The sequence below is a fragment of the Stenotrophomonas sp. AGC87 genome (genome assembly GCF_057333975.1).
On the sequence record NZ_JBHFHW010000029.1, the window covers coordinates 1 to 15,463 of the forward strand.

General features: G+C 66.0%; 14 protein-coding genes and 1 pseudogene. 6 read left to right on the plus strand and 9 right to left on the minus strand.

Annotated elements, in window-relative coordinates:
• The coding region (locus ACE026_RS10040; protein WP_486038887.1) for an efflux RND transporter permease subunit at positions 1–1,140 on the plus strand (1,140 nt) is incomplete at its 5' end.
• Positions 1,137–4,202, plus strand: a complete 3,066-nt coding sequence (locus ACE026_RS10045; protein ID WP_486038888.1) for an efflux RND transporter permease subunit — start codon at positions 1,137–1,139, stop codon at positions 4,200–4,202. The genes ACE026_RS10040 and ACE026_RS10045, both read left to right, overlap by 4 nt.
• 139 nt (positions 4,203–4,341) lie before the next feature.
• Here the strand turns inward: ACE026_RS10045 and aroG are convergent, their stop codons facing one another.
• From aroG to ACE026_RS10070, 5 genes are all read right to left on the minus strand, one after another.
• Positions 4,342–5,415: a 3-deoxy-7-phosphoheptulonate synthase AroG gene (aroG, locus tag ACE026_RS10050; protein WP_486038889.1), complete on the minus strand. Its 1,074-nt coding sequence runs from the start codon at positions 5,413–5,415 to the stop codon at positions 4,342–4,344.
• Positions 5,416–5,660: 245 nt separating this feature from the next.
• The gene (locus tag ACE026_RS10055; RefSeq protein ID WP_486038890.1) at positions 5,661–5,924 is read right to left on the minus strand and encodes a hypothetical protein; all 264 of its coding nucleotides are present in this window, start codon (positions 5,922–5,924) and stop codon (positions 5,661–5,663) included.
• Positions 5,925–6,349: 425 nt separating this feature from the next.
• On the minus strand, positions 6,350–6,697 hold the full coding sequence (locus ACE026_RS10060; protein WP_486038891.1) for a DUF6616 family protein: 348 nt from the start codon (positions 6,695–6,697) through the stop codon (positions 6,350–6,352).
• 14 nt (positions 6,698–6,711) lie between these two features.
• Positions 6,712–7,452 carry a DNA alkylation repair protein gene (locus ACE026_RS10065; RefSeq protein WP_486038892.1) on the minus strand — a complete coding sequence of 247 codons (741 nt, stop codon included), beginning with the start codon at positions 7,450–7,452 and terminating at the stop codon, positions 6,712–6,714.
• Positions 7,449–7,943: a MarR family winged helix-turn-helix transcriptional regulator gene (locus ACE026_RS10070; protein WP_313219482.1), complete on the minus strand. Its 495-nt coding sequence runs from the start codon at positions 7,941–7,943 to the stop codon at positions 7,449–7,451. The genes ACE026_RS10065 and ACE026_RS10070 overlap by 4 nt, the downstream gene beginning before the upstream one ends.
• A 130-nt stretch (positions 7,944–8,073) precedes the next feature.
• Here ACE026_RS10070 and ACE026_RS10075 point away from each other — a divergent pair, with 130 nt between their 5' ends.
• A complete protein-coding gene (locus tag ACE026_RS10075; RefSeq protein ID WP_486038893.1) occupies positions 8,074–8,358 on the plus strand; it encodes a hypothetical protein in 285 nt (94 codons plus the stop codon).
• 41 nt (positions 8,359–8,399) lie between these two features.
• Here ACE026_RS10075 and ACE026_RS10080 read toward each other — a convergent pair whose 3' ends face one another.
• Together ACE026_RS10080 and ACE026_RS10085 are read right to left on the minus strand one after the other, a co-directional pair.
• A complete protein-coding gene (locus ACE026_RS10080) occupies positions 8,400–9,449 on the minus strand; it encodes an LLM class oxidoreductase (protein ID WP_486038894.1) in 1,050 nt (349 codons plus the stop codon).
• Positions 9,450–9,465: 16 nt separating this feature from the next.
• Positions 9,466–10,101: a glutathione S-transferase family protein gene (locus ACE026_RS10085; protein ID WP_486038895.1), complete on the minus strand. Its 636-nt coding sequence runs from the start codon at positions 10,099–10,101 to the stop codon at positions 9,466–9,468.
• Between the two features lie 214 nt (positions 10,102–10,315).
• On the opposite strand from ACE026_RS10085, the pseudogene ACE026_RS10090 reads away from it, so the two are divergent.
• Together ACE026_RS10090 and ACE026_RS10095 are read left to right on the plus strand one after the other, a co-directional pair.
• Positions 10,316–10,399: pseudogene (locus tag ACE026_RS10090) on the plus strand (hypothetical protein); the annotation flags it as partial.
• Between the two features lie 61 nt (positions 10,400–10,460).
• Positions 10,461–11,213, plus strand: coding sequence for a LysR substrate-binding domain-containing protein (locus ACE026_RS10095; RefSeq protein WP_486038896.1), 753 nt, complete (start codon positions 10,461–10,463; stop codon positions 11,211–11,213).
• A 129-nt stretch (positions 11,214–11,342) separates the two neighbouring features.
• Here ACE026_RS10095 and groL read toward each other — a convergent pair whose 3' ends face one another.
• Complete coding sequence (groL, locus tag ACE026_RS10100) at positions 11,343–12,992, minus strand: chaperonin GroEL (protein WP_346465857.1); 1,650 nt, start codon at positions 12,990–12,992, stop codon at positions 11,343–11,345.
• 91 nt (positions 12,993–13,083) lie between these two features.
• Positions 13,084–13,371, minus strand: a complete 288-nt coding sequence (locus ACE026_RS10105; protein ID WP_019183551.1) for a co-chaperone GroES — start codon at positions 13,369–13,371, stop codon at positions 13,084–13,086.
• A 293-nt stretch (positions 13,372–13,664) separates the two neighbouring features.
• On the opposite strand from ACE026_RS10105, the gene ACE026_RS10110 reads away from it, so the two are divergent.
• Complete coding sequence (locus ACE026_RS10110) at positions 13,665–15,449, plus strand: endonuclease (protein WP_486038897.1); 1,785 nt, start codon at positions 13,665–13,667, stop codon at positions 15,447–15,449.
• The last annotated feature ends 14 nt before the right edge of the window (positions 15,450–15,463 follow it).

The following is a 15,463-nucleotide window of genomic DNA, read 5'->3' on the forward strand; positions in this document are numbered from 1 at the left end:
GAACTGGGTATCGAAGACCGGATCAGCCGTACCCAGTACCAGTTCACCCTGACCAGCCCGGACATCGCGCAGCTGGAAACGTGGACCCCACGCCTGCTCGAGCATCTGCAGCAGGCACCGGCGCTGGCTGACGTCGCCAGCGATCTGCAGAACCAAGGGCTGCAGGCACACGTGGTGATCGACCGGGTCGCCGCGGCGCGCCTGGGCATCAGCGTGGAGACCATCGCCGATGCGCTGTACGACGCGTTCGGGCAGCGCCAGATCTCGACCATCTTCACCCAGGCCAACCAGTACCGCGTGGTGCTGGAAGCGCGCCCGGACGTGGCCTTCGGCCCGGATGCGATCGCACGCCTGCACGTCACCGGGCCGGACGGACGGCAGGTGCCGCTGGGCGGCATCGCCCGGATCGAACAGCGCCCCGCGCAGCTGCTGATCAACCATGTCGGCCAGTTCCCGGCGGTGACGTTCTCCTTCAACCTCGCCCCGGAGGCATCGCTGGGCGAAGCGGTGCAGGCCATCGAAGGCGCACGCGCCGCGATCGGCCTGCCGGCCAGCGTCGAACTGCGCCTGCAGGGGGCGGCCGATGCGTTCCGCGCCTCGCTGTCGAGCACGTTATGGCTGGTGCTGGCGGCGGTGGTGGTGATGTACCTGGTGCTGGGCGTGCTCTATGAGAGCTTCATTCATCCGATCACCATCCTCTCCACCCTGCCCTCGGCCACCGTGGGTGCGTTGCTGGCGTTGCTGGTCAGCGGGCGCAGCCTGGACCTGATCGCGGTGATCGGCATCGTGCTGCTGATCGGGTTGGTCAAGAAGAACGCAATCATGATGATCGACTTCGCGCTGGAGGCCGAGCGCGAGTACGGCATGGCGCCGCGTCAGGCGATCCATCAGGCCGCATTGCTGCGCTTCCGCCCGATCCTGATGACCACGCTGGCCGCGTTGTTCGGCGCGATCCCGCTGATGTTCGCCAGTGGCTCGGGCGCGGAGCTGCGCCAGCCACTGGGCCTGGTGATGGTGGGCGGGCTGATCGTCAGCCAGGTGCTGACCCTGTTCACCACGCCGGTGATCTACCTGTTCTTCGACCGCTTCCGCCAACGCCCCGCGCCGGTGACTGACAGGGCTGACGAGGCGCTGGCGTGAGTCCGCTGTCGCGGGCGATCGGCTGGTTCGTGCAGCATCCCGTCGCCACCGTGCTGCTGGCAGTGGCGGTGGTCCTGGCCGGCCTGCTCGGGCTGCGCCTGCTGCCGGTCGCGCCATTGCCGCAGGTCGACTACCCGGCGATCAACGTCAGTGCCAGCCTGCCGGGTGCGAGCCCGGAATCGATGGCAGCCAACGTCGCCACGCCGTTGGAACGTGCCCTGGGCACCATCCCGGGGCTGACCGGGATCGACTCGGCCAGCACCCAGGGCTCGACCCAGGTCGAGCTGACATTCGCGCTCGGCCGCAACGTGGACGATGCCGCGCGCGACGTGCAGGCGGCGATCAATGCCGCGCGCGCGCAGCTGCCCAGTGGCATGCCGGGCATGCCGCAGTACCGCAAGGTGAATCCCTCGCAGGCGCCGATCATGGCGCTGGCGCTGAGTTCGGACAGCCTCGCGCCGGGCCAGATCTACGACGTGGCCTCCACCGTGATCGCGCAGAAGCTGGCGCAGATTCCCGGCGTCGGCGAGGTGCAGGTGGGCGGCAGCTCACTGCCCGCGGTGCGCGTCTCGCTCGATCCCAATGCCCTGAACCATCACCGCATCGCGCTGGACGACATCGCCGCGGCGATCCGCAACGCCAACGCGCTCAAGCCGCTGGGCACAGTGGCCAGCCAGGCCCAGCAGTGGCAGCTGGAGGCCACGCTGCAGCTGCGCACCGCCGCCGAGTACCGCCGCTTGATCGTGGCGATGCGCGACGGGCGCCCGGTGTACCTGGAGGATGTGGCCGGGATCAGCGAAGGCGTGGAAGATCGCTACGCCAGCGGCTTTCACAATGAGCGCCCGGCGGTGCTGCTGATCGTCAGCCGCCAGCCGGACGCCAACATCATCGAGACCGTCGATGCCATCCAGGCGCAGATGGCCACGCTGCAGGCACTGCTGCCGGCCAACATCGACATGCAGGTGGTGATGGACCGCTCACCGGTGATCCGCGCCACCCTGCGCGAGGCCGAGCTCACCCTGCTGCTGGCGATCGCGCTGGTGGTGCTGGTGGTCTTGGCCTTCCTGGGCCACTGGCGCGCGGCGCTGGTGCCGACCGTGGCGATCCCGGTCTCGCTGCTGGGCGCGCTGGCGATCATCGCCCTGCTCGGGTTCTCGCTCAACACACTTTCGCTGATGGCGCTGATCGTGGCGGCGGTGCTGGTGGTCGACGATGCGATCGTGGTGCTGGAGAACATCGCCCGTCATCGCGAAGAAGGTGCCTCGCCGATGACCGCCGCGCTACGGGGCGCGGGTGAGGTCGGTGCCACGCTGCTGTCGATGAACATCGCGCTGGCCGTGGTGTTCATCTCGATCCTGTTCCTGGATGACTTCGTCGAGAAGCTGTTCCGCGAATTCTCGCTGACCCTGGTGGCGGCGATGGGCGTCTCGCTGCTGGTCTCGCTCAGCCTGACCCCGATGCTGTGCGCGCGCCTGCTGGGCCGTGAGCGGCCCGGTGCGGGCAACGTGCTGCAGCGGGGCGGCACGGCGTTGTTCGAGCGGCTGCGCGGTGGCTACGTGGCCAGCCTGCAGACGATGCTGCGCTGGCTCGCACTGCCGCTGCTGCTGTTCGCCGGCGTGATCGCGCTGAATGTGTGGCTGTTCCAGCAGGTGCCCAAGGGCATCGTGCCCAAGCAGGACACCGCGCAGCTGCGTGGCTTCGCGCGCGGCGACGACGGCCTCTCCTTCCAGGTCATGCAGCCCAAGATCGAGGCCTACCGCAAACTGCTGCTGGCGGACCCGGCGATCAGCGACATCATCGGGTATATCGGCGGGCGCAGCGGGGTCAACAACGCCTTCATCATGATCAAGATGAAGCCGCTGGCCGAGCGCAAGGTCTCCAGCCAGCAGGTGATCGACCGCCTGCGCACCAACATGCCGAAGATTCCCGGTGGCGGCATGTTCCTGTGGGTGGACCAGGACATCAAGCTGGAAGGCAGTGGCGACAGCGGCCAGTACGAGTTCCAGCTGCTCTCCGGCGAACTGGAACCGCTGCGGCAATGGACGCCCAAGGTGGCCGATGCACTGCGCGCCCTGCCCGAGCTGGTGGATGTGGAATCCAAGGGTGATGAAGGCATGCGCCAGGTGGTGCTCGACATCGACCGCGATGCCGCCGCCCGCCTGGGCGTGGACATGCGCATGATCGCTTCGGTACTCAACAACGCCTTCAGCCAACGCCAGGTCGCTACGCTGTACGACACCCTCAACCAATACCGCGTGGTGATGGAGCTGGACCCGCGCTACACCCAGGATCCCTCCACGCTGGAGCAGATCCATGTGATCGGCAAGGACGGCCAGCGCCTGCCGTTGTCGTCCATCGCGCGGTGGGACTACGGCATGGCGCCGGACCGGATCTATCACAGCCAACAGTTCGCCTCGGTCTGGATCGAATTCGCGCTGGCGCCCGGCGTCACCCTGGACCAGGCGGTGAAAGCGGTGGACCAGGCCATGGCCAAGATCATGTTGCCCACCCATGTGCAGGCGCGGCTCAGTGGCGAGGCCGGTGGCTTCGAAACGCTGCGCGAGCGCCAGCTGTGGCTGATCCTGGGCGCGATGCTGGCGGTGTATCTGGTGCTGGGCGTGCTGTACGAGAGCTTCGTGCAGCCGCTGGCGATCCTGTCCACGCTGCCCTCGGCGGGCGTTGGCGCGTTGCTGGCGCTGATGGCCTTCGGCAATGAACTGAACCTGATCTCGCTGCTCGGCCTGTTCCTGCTGGTGGGCGTGGTGATGAAGAACACCATCCTGATCATCGATTTCGCGCTGTCGGCCGAACGCGATCGCGGGCTGTCGTCGTATGAGGCCATCTGCGAAGCCGCACGGCTGCGGTTCCGGCCGATCCTGATGACCAGCGTGGCCGCGTTGCTGGGTACGTTGCCGCTGATGCTGGCCACCGGCGAAGGCTGGGAGATGCGTCAGCCGCTGGGCATCGCGATTGTCGGTGGCCTGCTGGTCAGCCAGTGGCTGACCCTGTACACCACGCCAGCGATCTATCTGGCGTTGGCGAAGCTGCGGCGCGCCTCATGATCAGCGGGTGCGTGACGCACTGCGGGTAGAACCACGCCATGCGTGGCTGCTTCTGCATGATCTGCATGATCTGCATGAGGCGCCGCGGTGCTGCGCGCAGCCACCCATGGGGTGGCTCTACCCTTGGATCAAAGCAGGTTCACGCCGCTTCGCTGATCCGCAGCGCCCGCCGTGCACGCACCGCCTCGGCCAGGCTTTCCAGCACCGCCAGCGAGCTGTCCCAGCCGATGCAGCCGTCGGTGATGCTCTGGCCGTAGGTCAGCGGCTGGCCGTCGACCAGGTCCTGCCGGCCGGCCACCAGGTGGCTCTCGACCATGACGCCGACGATGCGCTCTTCGCCATTGGCCAGCTGCGCGTTGATGTCGGCGATGACCTTGGGCTGGTTTTCCGGGTTCTTGCTGCTGTTGGCGTGGCTGGCATCGATCATGATGCGCGCGGCCAGGTGCGACTTGGCCAGCGTCTGGCTGGTCGCTTCCACATGGGTGGCGTCGTAGTTGGGCGTCTTGCCGCCGCGCAGGATGACGTGGCAATCCGGGTTGCCGGCGGTGGCCACGATGGCGGTGCCGCCTTCCTTGGTCACCGACAGGAAGTGATGCGGATTGGAGGCCGCACCAATCGCGTCGGCAGCGATCTTGATGTTGCCGTCGGTACCGTTCTTGAACCCGACCGGGCACGACAACCCCGAGGCCAGTTCGCGATGCACCTGGCTTTCAGTGGTACGCGCGCCGATGGCGCCCCAGGCCACCAGATCGGCGATGTACTGCGGCGAGATCACATCGAGGAATTCAACGCCCGCCGGCAGGCCCAGCTTGTTGATGTCGCGCAGCAGACCGCGCGCCACGCGCAGGCCCTTGTTGATGTTGAAGCTGCCGTCCAGGTCCGGATCGTTGATCAGGCCTTTCCAGCCCACCGTGGTGCGGGGCTTTTCGAAGTACACGCGCATGACGATTTCCAGCTCGCCAGCAAAGGCATCGCGCAGCGGCTTGAGGCGCTGTGCGTACTCGATGGCGGCCACCGGATCATGGATCGAGCACGGGCCAATCACCACCGCGAGGCGGTCGTCGCGGCCGTGCAGGATCTCGTGCAGTGCCGCGCGCGAGGCGCTGACCGTATCGGAGGCTTCGTCGTCGCAGGGCAGCATCGCCAGCAGCTGCGCCGGCGGGGTCAACGGTTCAATCTTGCGGATGCGCAGGTCGTCGGTATGGGGGGGCATGGGGTAACTCCTTGGAAGTGGGGGGTCCCCAGCGCGGCGGCAACAAAAAAAGCCGCCAGGTGCGCTGGCGGCTTTCGGGAATGCGTCTGAAATTTTCTTCAGGGTGAGCGCATGCCTTCCTCCGCCGGTGGCTTCGGAAAGTAATACCAAAAGTAGGAATTGGCGGGGCGTGCGTTCATTGGGGAGTATTGATAACACAGGGGTTTGGAGGTGCCAACTGTTTCATTCGCAACTGCGGTGGCGTTTCATGTCGGCAGAGCCTCGTCGGGCGTGTCACTTGGGCGAGGAGCAGCGGGACACCAATCGACACTCCACGCTGCCTCAGCGAAATAGTGCTCGACGCCTTCCCAGTCACCTACCCAGTCATCGAACCCATCTTTCATGTCCATACGGTGCGCCACAAGGACGAAGTAGCCTCCTGTAGCGTCAGCGTCGTCCACCACGCAGATGTAGGTGCCCGCCTGCGATCCCTTGATAACCTGGCCGACTTTTCCGACCTCAATACTCATCGCGTTACCTTGCCACACCGGCCGTCGGGTGCATCACAGCGCGAGATCAGACACCCCACCGCAACGGACGTCCACCCGATGCTATGCGGGCTGCATAGGTTTCCGATGGGTACCATCCGAGCCGCTCCGCATGCAAGGGCGACGGATCATCGCTGGTGGCTTCAATGACGTCCTCGGCGTCCTGGACCATGCGCCCGCCTCGCTGGCGCACCAGTCCGATTGCGGCACTGGCTGTCAGCACCGCTGCGTAAAGGTCAGGATCTCGATCATCTGGAAAGGTTTGCACAGCATCACCTCGCATTCGGCAGTGCAGGATGATCAAACAGTCCAGACGCCGATATCCATACAGTTAGTCTGAGATAGGCGTCTGTGTGGTTTTCCATCTCTGCAGCCGAATGATCCGCTCGGCAAGTCGGAGCAAGCGATCACCCCCGCGGCAACGCCGCCAGCTCAGCCAAGTGCTGCTGCAGGTTCCCCGATTCACCCACCGCGTGCGTCGTGGTGAAGTACTCATGCCAGCCGGTGGCGCCGATCGCGGCCAGCAAGGCATCGGCATCCAGCCGTTCGGCGCACTGCCACACCGCATAGAACTGCTCGGCCGTGGTGTGCGGCACGTCCTGCTCGATGCGGCCCATCGCTACCGGTGTGACGCGTGCGGGATCCACGTTCTGCATGCCCGCACCGATGCGGGCGAAGAGCGCCCCGCGCGACACCGGGTCCAGCGCGGTCCAGGCAGGGGTGGCGGTGTACAGCTCGATCAACATGTGCGACATGGCATTCCTTGAGGTCAGAGCGAGCGCAGTGCGCGCTTGCGGATATAGGTGTTGGCCGGATCATCGGCATGCCGCTGCTGCCATTCGCTGCACAGCGCGCGGACCCAGTCGGGCTGGCTTTTGCCGGCGTCGTTGAGCCAGTTGCCGACCGAATCCTGCACGTAGCGCGAGGCATCGCAGCACAGCGCGTGCAGCAACGGCAGGGCGTGGTGTGGTTCCTGCTTGAACAGCGCGATGTGCGCCGCCCACACGCCGCGCGGACGCAGCGCTTCGCAGGCGAAGCGGCGTACGTTGGGTGAGGCGTCGGTGCTCCAGCCGCGCAGGTGCGTGAGTACGCGCAGCGGTTCGGACACGATATGCGGACGCACGGCCAGCCACGCCCACTCGCGCACGCCAAAGTGTGCGTCATCGGCCAGCGCGCGCAGCGCATCCAGCTTGTGCTCCAGTGACAACCCAGGATCGCTGCCGATCAGATAGCAGGCCCAGCCACGCACCGTGTCACTGGCATGGCGTGACCACTGCGCGTGATCGCCGTGACCATGCACGCGCAGCAGCGTGGCCGCACCCTGCATGCGCAGGGTGATGCCGCGCTTGGCGGCGTTGCGCATCGGGGTGATCGCAGAGGCTGGCAAACCGGGTGCGACATTGGCCATCAGCTTGGCGAAATCGACGGCCAGCACTTCGGCCAAGTGTGTGGCTTCGGTTTCACCGCGATCCAGCTGCACGCGTCGCTCTCGGGTGACGGGTTGTTTCATGCTGGTTGCCCTGCATCGGTGCGCGACCACACGCGGTGCAACAACGTCCCGAGCGTGCGGCGCTCTCTGGGGCTGATGTCGGCAAACAGCGAGGCGATCCACTGCGTCTGCTGGTCGAACAGCTGCGCAGCCAATACCTGGCCGGCCCCGGTCAGCCGCACGTGGATGCGGCGTTTGTCGTCCGGATCACTGTGGCGGCTCACCAGGTGCTCGCGCTCCAGGCCATCCAGCAGGCCGGTCACGGTGGCGCGGGTGACACCGGCGCGCTCGGCCAACTGGTGCGGCGACAGTGCCGTATCTGCGCCGCGCAGCAGGAACAGCAGCACGAAACGCCCTTCGCTCAGGCCCAGCGGTGCCAGACGACTCGCGCAGTCCTGGTCGATCGCACTGGCCAACGACAGCACCTGGAAACACAACGCCAACTCACCCGTATCCGGCTGGCCACGACGTTCCAGCTCGGTCAGGAAAGCCTGGTGTTTGATTTCCAGCATGCAGGCAGATCCTACATAGTACGGCGGCTAATTATATCGCCACTGCGACATATCTGGAACCCCTCCGCACTTTACGTCGCCCCGGTGACAGGCGAAGATCCGGGACAGGATCACCCACAAGGATGCGTAGATGACCCCTTCCCAAGCTGACGCCATTGCCCAGGCCATCCTGCGGCCGGATAACAAGCGCGAGGCCGTACAGCAGCGTCAGCGCGCACAGGCGCAACATCTGGCGCGACAACGCGTTGCCGTCACCTTCAGCATGGTCGGCATGGCGCTGGGGGCAGCGGCAGCGATATGGCTGCCCATGGCGTACGCGCAGGGAATGATGGTGGGCGGCGGACTGTCGTTCCTGCTTGCGCATCTCGCCCTCGCTTGGCGCGAGCGTCGGCGCGCGGTGCGTTCTCCGGCCTGACAGGTACCGCGCTGCCCCTCATGGCGGAGCGGAGTGCACGCCTACCAGCGCGTGCCGGCCGGCAGCGGCGCGTCATGCGAAGGAAACAACGGCAGGACGTACTCGGCCAGTTCCTGCAGCACCTCGGCCGCCGGGCGCTGCGAGAACTGGATGCCCAGCGCAGCATGGTTCACGCCGGCACGCTGCCACTCGCCCAGCAGATCGATCAATCCGTTGCGGCCGGTTCTCAGCGTGTAGCCGCCACTGAGCGGCGTGCGGGGATGGTTCGGATCGTCGACCAGATCCAGCCACTCGTTGGTGACGTGCGGACGGAAGCCACCGTCGGGGATCAGACGGCGCCATGCCTGGATCTTGTCGGCCAGGCGCTGCGGCCCACCCGCATGATGGGTCGCTTCGGGATAGGTCAGCCAGCCATCGGCATGTTGCCCGACCCAGTCCAGCGTCTGGCGCGAGGTGCCGGTCACCAGCAGGGGAATCGCCCCGGCCACCGGCTTGGGCAACAGCTCTACGCCCTGCAGCGCGCCCAGTGGCGAGTCGATATGCAGGGGACCGTGCTGCAGCAACTGGCGGACGTAGGCCACCGATGCGGCGAAGCGCTCGCCGCGCTCGGCGTGTTCCAGGCCATACGCCGGAAACTCCACAGGACGGTCGCCGGAGGCGATGCCCAGCACCAGCCGCCCACCGGACAGCTGGTCGATGGTGGTGGCCGACTTGGCCAGATCGATCGGATGCCGCAGCGAGAAGATCGCACTGCCAGTGGCCAGCGCCAGCCGCTTCGTGCGTGCCGCCAGGAAGGCCAGATAGGTAAAGGGATCGAACACCTGCCCGGCATCGCCAAACAACGGATCAAACAAGGGCACATCGCGTACCCAGGCCGCGGCGAAGCCGTCGCGGTCCAGCTGGCTCACCAGATCGGCCTGCCCGGCCAGCACCTGCATGTCGCCCTGATAGAAGCGGAGGGGCAGGAACACACCCAGCGTGAGCGCCCCCTCGCGGAACATGCGCTGGTAGCCGGCATGGCGGGCGAACGTCGGTGCGGATGCGCCCGTCAGCGGCGCCTGCATCGGGGTGATATCAGTCAACAGGGTCATCGTGGTCGTTCCTGGGTCAGGGGCCGGTGGCCGGTTCGGGGAGCAGCACGCCGCGCTGCACCGCAGGCCGCTGTGCCATCCGCAGGTGCCATGCACTCAGGTGCGGGTAGGCGCTGAAATCGAAGCCGATAAGCCGCGCGATGTGGGTCCAGCCATAGCCGGCGATATCGGCGATCGAATACGCCTCACCGGCCAGCCATGGACGGTCTGCGAGGCGCTGATCCAGCGTGGCGAAGAATTCGGCACTCAGGCGCCGGTAGCGTTCGATCGCAGGCGCATACCGCTCCTCGGCGAACATTTCGAAGTGCACACGCTGCCCCAGGATCGGACCGACGCTGGCCGAGTGGAACATCAACCAGGTGATGGCCTCCCAGCGTGCGCGTGGCGCCTCGGGCAACAGGCGTCCGCTCTGCTCGGCCAGGTACAGCAGGATGGCCGCGGATTCGAACACGGTGATACCGGTCGCATCATCGACCAGCACCGGAATGCGACCGTGCGGATGCAACTGCAGGAAATCGGGATGGCGGTGCTCACCTTCGTCGATGCGCACGTGGTGCAGTACGTATGGGATGCCGAGCTCTTCCAGCGCGATGGTGATCTTGAAACCATTGGGCGAGCTGTCGGTGTAGAGGTGCAACGAAGCGGGGGACACAGCGGTCTCCTTGGCAGGCGAGGGATGGCGGAGGGGCTCACGTCACGACGCCACGCTGCGACGGCAACGCCTGTCGATTGCGAGTGGGCTATCGGGGCTCATGCAATGCAGCTGGACTAAACGGCACCGATTCAACATGATCACGATGCTACGCAGGCAAACGCGCCCTGTAGAACGATTCCTCCTGCACTACCAAGAGAGAAAATCTAAGGTCATGGGCGCCGTCCTTCCCCTGCTCGCACTGCGCGCCTTCGTCGAAACCGGGCGTCATGGCAGCCTCAAGGCCGCTGCTGCGGTCATGGGAGTCACCCCGGGCGCGATCAGCCAGCAGCTCAAGCTGTTGCAGGCGCACCGGCGTTGTGCTGTTCACCCGCACCCCTCATGGGGTCGCGCTTACCCCGGCCGGCGCACAGGTGCATCCGGCCCTGCTGCGCGCGTTCGATCAGATCCAGGACAGCATGGCCACGCTGGAGGCCATCCATGCCCGGCAGACGCTTACCCTCAGCACCGTGCCGACCTTCGCCGCGTCCTGGCTGGTGCCGCGATTGGGGCGCTTCACCGAACGCCACCCGGACATCGAGGTCCGCGTGGAGGCCTCGTCCGCACTGGTGGATCTGCGCCGTGATCGCATCGACATCGCCATCCGCCACGGTCTCGGTGACTATCCCGGCCTGGTCTCACGCCCACTGGCGGCGCCGGTGCTGTTGCCGGTGGCCTGCCCGGCGCTGCTCGCCGATGGCCCACCGATCCACTCGGCCGTGGATTGCCTGCAGTACCCGCTGCTGCAGGATTCCGACCGCAGCGACTGGTCGCTGTGGTTCTGCGCGCTCGGTCTGCCACCCGATCCGCGCGTCGAACGTGGCCCGGCGTTCGATGATGACGTGTTGCTGATCCGCGCTGCAGAAGCCGGCCAGGGCATCGCGCTGGTGCGTGACCTGTATGTGGAAGCCGAAGTGGCCAGCGGGCGGCTGGCCGTCGTGCTGGATCAGCCCTGGCCGACGCGGTTTGCGTATTACGCCGTCACCCTGCCCGGCGCCGAAGAGAATCCGGCCATCGCGGCGTTCCTGCGCTGGCTGCAGGAAGAAGTCGAGGCGCCGACCAGCGCGCTGTGAGCCTATGATGCGCGCAACAAAAACCCCGCCTTCCGGCGGGGTTTTTTGTTGTAACGCGGTGTGTAGGTACCGACCAACGGTCGGTACCTACCGGACCAATGCGTGCCAGCCCGGAGGCCGGCCTCTACATCAGAAGTCCATGCCGCCCATGCCGCCCATGCCACCCATGCCGCCGCCAGCTGCGCCAGCGCCGTCATCCTTCTTCGGGGCTTCGGCAACCATCGCTTCGGTGGTGATCATCAGGCCAGCGATCGAGGCAGCGTTCTGGAGCGCCGAACGGGTCACCTTGGTCGGGTCCAGGATGCCGAATTCCAGCATGTCGCCGAATTCGCCGGTGGCCGCGTTGTAGCCGAAGCTGCCGGTGCCTTCCTTGACGCGGTTGACGATGACCGACGGCTCTTCGCCGGCATTGGCCACGATTTCGCGCAGCGGGGCTTCCATGGCGCGCAGGGCGATCTGGATGCCGTGGTTCTGGTCTTCGTTGGCACCCTTCAGGCCGCTCAGCGCGGTGACCGCACGGACCAGGGCAACGCCGCCGCCCGGGACCACGCCTTCTTCAACGGCTGCACGGGTCGCGTGCAGGGCGTCGTCGACGCGATCCTTCTTTTCCTTCATTTCGATTTCGGTCGAGGCACCGACCTTGATCACGGCAACGCCGCCGGCCAGCTTGGCCACGCGTTCCTGCAGCTTCTCGCGGTCGTAATCCGAGGAGGTGTCTTCGATCTGGGTCTTGATCTGGGTGACACGCGCTTCGATGTTGGCCTTCTCGCCGGCGCCATCGATGATCGTGGTGTTTTCCTTGGAGACCTGCACCTTCTTGGCGCGGCCCAGGTCCTTGATCGTCGCCTTTTCCAGCGACAGACCGATTTCCTCGGAGATCACGGTGCCGCCGGTCAGCACGGCCATGTCTTCCAGCATCGCCTTGCGACGGTCGCCGAAGCCCGGTGCCTTGACGGCCACGACCTTGACGATGCCACGGATGGTGTTGACCACCAGGGTGGCCAGCGCTTCACCTTCGATGTCTTCGGCGATGATCAGCAGCGGCTTGCCGGCCTTGGCGACGCCTTCCAGCACGGGCAGCAGGTCGCGCACGTTGGAGATCTTCTTGTCGTGCAGCAGCACGTACGGATCATCCAGGTCAGCGGTCTGCGACTGCTGGTTGTTGATGAAGTACGGGGACAGGTAGCCACGATCGAACTGCATGCCTTCGACGACGTCCAGCTCGTTGTCCAGGCCCGAGCCTTCTTCAACGGTGATGACGCCTTCCTTGGTCACGCGGCGCATCGCTTCGGCGATGATGTTGCCGATCGACTCGTCCGAGTTGGCCGAGATCGTGCCGACCTGGGCAATCGCCTTGTCGTCAGCGGTCGGCTTGGAGATGTTCTTCAGCTCGGCGACGGCGGCGATCACGGCCTTGTCGATACCGCGCTTGAGGTCCATCGGGTTCATGCCGGCAGCGACGGCCTTGGCGCCTTCGCGGATCAGGGCCTGGGCCAGCACGGTGGCGGTGGTGGTGCCGTCGCCGGCGTCATCGTTGGTGCGCGAAGCGACTTCCTTCACCATCTGCGCGCCCATGTTCTCGAACTTGTCAGCCAGTTCGATTTCCTTGGCGACGGAGACGCCGTCCTTGGTGATGGTCGGCGCGCCGAAGCTCTTTTCGAGCACGACGTTGCGGCCCTTCGGGCCCAGGGTGGCCTTGACGGCATTGGCGAGAACGTTGACGCCGCGAACCATGCGGGCGCGGGCGTCTTCACCGAAACGAATATCTTTGGCAGCCATTGCGATTACCTTTTTATGTAGAGCCGGGCGATGCCCGGCTGCTTGAACGGGAGGAAGTGCGGAAGCGCCGGCACGGGGCCGGCCGCATCACTCAGCCGACGATGGCGAGGATGTCGTCTTCGCGCAGAACCTTGAACTCGACGCCTTCGGACTTGTAGCTGCTGCCGGCGTACTGGCCGTAGATGACCTTGTCACCGACCTTCAGCGACGGCGCGCGCACGCTGCCGTTGTCCAGGGGCTTGCCCGGGCCGACGGCCACGACTTCACCCTTGGTCGACTTTTCCTTGGCGGAATCCGGAATCACGATGCCGCCGGACGAGATTTCGTCGGCTTCGATCGGCTTGACTACGACGCGGTCATGAAGCGGCTTGATGCTCATGTGAGACCCTTTTAAGTTGTTGATTGGTCTAGGAAAGTCTGGCGATGTTAGCACTCGCACAGGGCGACTGCCAGCCACGCTCACGAAAAAACCCGACGGTGCGGGACAGAGCAGAGATGGTGCTGGCCCCACCCCTTTCAAGGGCAGGCGGCCGGTTTTTTTTGCCGCTCCGGGCCCGCGCGTGAATGTTTGACGCAGTTCTCAATGCGAAAGGTCGAACCCGACAGACCAAGCGATGTGTCATCTGGAGTGCGTAAATTCGAGCGGCACTGACCAATCACAAGGAGCCGTAGATGAGGTTGCTGACGCCGCTGTCCTTGGCCTGCCTGCTGGTGCTGGCCACCAGCCCGGCCCGGGCCGATGTATTCATCAATGAACTGCATTACGACGACAGCACCCCGGCCGGGGACGTCGGCGAGGCCATCGAAGTGGTCGCCACCGCCGGTGAGGACCTGTCCGGCTACCGGCTCTACCTCTACAACGGCAGCAACCCTTCGGCTGCCGCGGTCTACGCCAACAACGCGGTCCCGGCTGGCACCGCCAGCTGCGGCAGCGCGCGGCTGGCCACGGTCAACTACCCGACCAACGGGATCCAGAACGGTCCCAACGACGGCATCGCCCTGGTCGATGCCAGCGGCAAGGTGGTCCAGTTTCTCAGCTACGAGGGCACCATCACCGCCGCCGGCGGCCCCGCGGCGGGCCTGACCAGCCAGAATCTGCCGGTCAGCGAGACCAACAGCACCGCCCCGGGCACCTCCCTGCAGCTGACCGGCAGCGGCAGCCAGTACGCCCATTTCACCTGGGCCGAATCGGCCACGCAGACCTTTGGCGCGTGCAACCACGGCCAGACCTTCAGCGGCGGTGGCCCGACCGGCCCGAATACGGCGCCCTCGGTCACCGCCACCACGCCCGAGCAGGGCGCCAGCACCTTCCCGGCTGCCGCCGCCCTGAGCGTCACGTTCAGTGAGCCGGTCACCCTCTCCAGCGGCGCCTTCGCGCTGAGCTGCGGCCAGTCCGGCACGGTCGCGCTGAGCCACCCGACCACCGGTACCCGCTTCACCCTGGCCACCAACACCGCGCTGGTGGCGGGGGAAGCCTGCCGCTTCGACATCCGCGCCACCCGCGTGAAGGATGCCCAGGGCGCGCGCCCGGCCGCCGATACGCGCATCGCCTTCACCGTGGCCACCGCCACCACGCCCGATCCGGGCAACCCCGGCACGCCCGGGGAGTACTACGCCCGGGTCAACACCTCCACCCCCAGCCAGTTGCGCTGCTCGCTGCACGAGACCATCAAGGGCCACACCGCCTATCCGTACAGCGGCTCGGGCACCAGCACCTGGACCATCCTGGAAATCGCCGACGAAGATCCCAACAACAGCGGCAAGATCCTCGATGCCTACCGCAACCGCAGCTACACCAAGGTCAGCGGGCGCGCAGGCACCGGCAGCGGGCTGACCTACAACCGCGAGCACACCTGGCCCAACTCGCTGGGCTTTGCCAGCACCACCGGCGACAAGGGCCTGCCCTACGCGCCGTATACCGACACCCACATGCTGTACCTGACCGATGCACAGTGGAATGCGGACCGCGGCAACAAGCCCTTTGCCACATGCGACAGCAACTGCGGTGAACGCGCGACCGAGGCCAACAACGGATTCGGCGGCGGCAGTGGTGGCTACCCGGGCACCTCCAACTGGGTGCGCACGCCGGATGGCAATGGCGGCTCGTTCGAAGTGTGGGGCCACCGCAAGGGCGATATGGCGCGTGCGGTGATGTACATGGCGATCCGTTATGAAGGCGGTAAAGATGCCAGAACCGGGCAGTCCGAGCCGGACCTGGAGCTGACCGACGACCGCAGCAAGATCGTCAAGACCTCGGCCTCACCGGCCTACATGGGCCTGCTCTCGACCCTGATCGACTGGCACCTGTCCGACCCGCCGGACGCGGCAGAACGCGCTCGCAACGAGGTGATCTTCAGTTTCCAGGGCAACCGCAACCCGTTCATCGACCACCCGGAGTGGGCCACCCCGACGCTGTTCACCTCGGCCAAGCCGGCCACCTGCCAGCTGGCCAACTGAGCCCGGCCGACCGG

Bases quoted from the DNA above. Each gene is read 5' to 3' on its own strand.
- groL (WP_346465857.1), bottom strand. From the start codon at position 12,992: ATGGCTGCCAAAGATATTCGTTTCGGTGAAGACGCCCGCGCCCGCATG.
- ACE026_RS10060 (WP_486038891.1), bottom strand. From the start codon at position 6,697: ATGTCGCACATGTTGATCGAGCTGTACACCGCCACCCCTGCCTGGACC.
- aroG (WP_486038889.1), bottom strand. From the start codon at position 5,415: ATGCCCCCCCATACCGACGACCTGCGCATCCGCAAGATTGAACCGTTG.
- ACE026_RS10110 (WP_486038897.1), top strand. From the start codon at position 13,665: ATGAGGTTGCTGACGCCGCTGTCCTTGGCCTGCCTGCTGGTGCTGGCC.
- ACE026_RS10070 (WP_313219482.1), bottom strand. From the start codon at position 7,943: ATGCTGGAAATCAAACACCAGGCTTTCCTGACCGAGCTGGAACGTCGT.
- ACE026_RS10105 (WP_019183551.1), bottom strand. From the start codon at position 13,371: ATGAGCATCAAGCCGCTTCATGACCGCGTCGTAGTCAAGCCGATCGAA.
- ACE026_RS10080 (WP_486038894.1), bottom strand. From the start codon at position 9,449: ATGACCCTGTTGACTGATATCACCCCGATGCAGGCGCCGCTGACGGGC.
- ACE026_RS10065 (WP_486038892.1), bottom strand. From the start codon at position 7,452: ATGAAACAACCCGTCACCCGAGAGCGACGCGTGCAGCTGGATCGCGGT.
- ACE026_RS10075 (WP_486038893.1), top strand. From the start codon at position 8,074: ATGACCCCTTCCCAAGCTGACGCCATTGCCCAGGCCATCCTGCGGCCG.
- ACE026_RS10055 (WP_486038890.1), bottom strand. From the start codon at position 5,924: ATGAGTATTGAGGTCGGAAAAGTCGGCCAGGTTATCAAGGGATCGCAG.